The organism is Candidatus Acidiferrales bacterium (assembly GCA_035934015.1).
GTDB lineage: Bacteria > Acidobacteriota > Terriglobia > Acidiferrales > UBA7541 > DAHUXN01.
The window spans coordinates 1-1845 of sequence record DASYYH010000004.1 but is presented as its reverse complement, the minus strand read 5'-3'; the positions used below and the strand labels follow the sequence as shown (position 1 = coordinate 1845).

Genomic DNA, 1845 nt, shown 5'->3' with positions numbered 1-1845 from the left:
GCAAGAAGAGCTCGACACTTGCCTTGCCCATTGGCCACAGCCGATTGCAAAATCGAGCGAGCTGGGCTCGAAGGGTTGTTCGTCTTCATCCCGTCCCTGCCGGCGGAACCGGTAGGACGCGGCGAAGATTACGTGGCCCGTGAGGGCCGCGTTCAGCCAGCCTGCCCATTGCGTTCTGGCGCGAACGCAAATCACACGGACAAACCGTGCTGAACCAAGTGCCGGCCTGAAGGTGAACCGGTACTGGAATTACGCAAGCGATTTTAGCGAAAATTGGGGCGGTTCACAAGGCAAATCTTGGCTAACGGAATGACCGTATTTCCTTACATTTCAATCATTTAAAGGTGGTAGAGTGCCAAGGTTTTTCGCTGTGGAAATAACTCTGCAAAGCCAAGCGAGAGGTGCCAATTTTCGAGAGTTCTCGGGCACAACATGCATCGATTTTCGTCACTGGGCGGCGCCACACAGGGACGTAACCTGGGACTGGAGCGCGTCATCGAGAAGCATGCCGCGGCGGTCGCCAGCGGCGCATATCTGCGCAGGAGTGACCTGGAGCGCACCACGAAAATCGGCGCCGGTCAGCTTTGCGCCCGTGAAAATGGTGCCGCTCAGAATGGCGCCGGTGAAACTTGCTCCGGTGAAATCGGCGTTTCGCAGATCGGCGTCGTCGAGAAACGCCCCGCTGAGCTGAGCATTTTCCAAGTGAGCGCCGACAAGTTTCGCCGAGCCCATGTATGCGCCACGAAGATCCACGCGCGACATCTCAGCGCCTTCGAGGTTCGCGCCGCGGATGTCAGTTTTTTGCATGCTTGCGCGGTCCAGACGCGACTGGCCAAGCAGCGCACCGTAGAGATTGGCACCGTCCATGTGCGCATCCACCAAAGTCGCGTTGGTGAGCAGGGCTGAGGTGAGGTCCGCAGCGGACAGATCCGCCCGGGACATGCTGGCACGATTGAGCTGGGCCAGGGTCAGGTTCGTGTGAGAAAGCTGGGCGCGATCGAGCAGGGCTCCTTCGAGATTGGCCTCACGAAGATTAGCGCCACGAAGGTCAGCTTCCGAGAGAGCCGCGCCCTGCAAATCGGCGCCGCGCATGCGAGCATCCACCAGGAATGCGCCGTACGCCTGCGCGTAACGCAGACTGGCACCTTCCAGCCGCGCGCCTTTCACTTTCTTCAAATCATCGGCGGCCGCCAAGCCTTCACTCGGCGGAATGGAGAGCGAAGCCTGGCTGATATTCGCGAAGGGGTCATAGCCGATGAGCCAAAATGCGTTTGCGGCCCAACTGCGGAAATCCTTGCTGGACCAGCCCTGCCCGCGGCCTGAATTGTGAGGAAGGCCGCGAATGGCTCCCAGCGAGAGAAGCAACAGAGCGATGCCGCTAATGATGGTCATGGCCGTGGGGCTGGCGTTTCGCACGCTGTGAAAAAACCTGAGAATCATATTCGGCCTTTTCTGCGTGCGGCTGGGGAGACTCCTCTCATGCGTCTGGAGGGCGCGCGCGATCAGCGCGACGACCATGATGAGAGTGATCTGCAGCAGAGTGCCGCGAAAATCCTGGACGGTAAGGTAGCGCGCCCAGAAAAGGAGCATGGTGGCGGGAATCATCCAGTAGGCGAGGGCTGTGGACAGCAGGCTTTCAAGAAGAAACGTTGGGGAACGCTTGAAGGTCAGCCAGTTCAACTGCGAACGAGCCAAGGCCATTACGAAACGGGGCATGTTGTCTTCGAGCTTCTTGCCGTCGGGGAACACGGCGGGAACTTCCGCGAGGACGTCCCACATGCGCTGCAAGACCATGTGAATCCCGATATAGAGGCCGAGAAGGAAAATGGGTCCGACCAGATAGAA

At 59.1% G+C, this 1845-nt stretch carries 2 protein-coding genes; one reads left to right on the top strand and one right to left on the bottom strand.

Features of this window, described 5'->3' with window-relative positions; translation table 11 throughout:
• A partial coding sequence (locus VGR81_02430; GenBank protein HEV2287788.1) for a hypothetical protein occupies positions 1 to 213 on the top strand: 213 nt, incomplete at its 5' end.
• Positions 214 to 447: 234 nt separating this feature from the next.
• On the opposite strand, the gene VGR81_02425 is transcribed toward VGR81_02430, so the two are convergent.
• Positions 448 to 1845: pentapeptide repeat-containing protein (locus VGR81_02425; GenBank protein HEV2287787.1), on the bottom strand; the 1398-nt coding region annotated here is incomplete at its 5' end.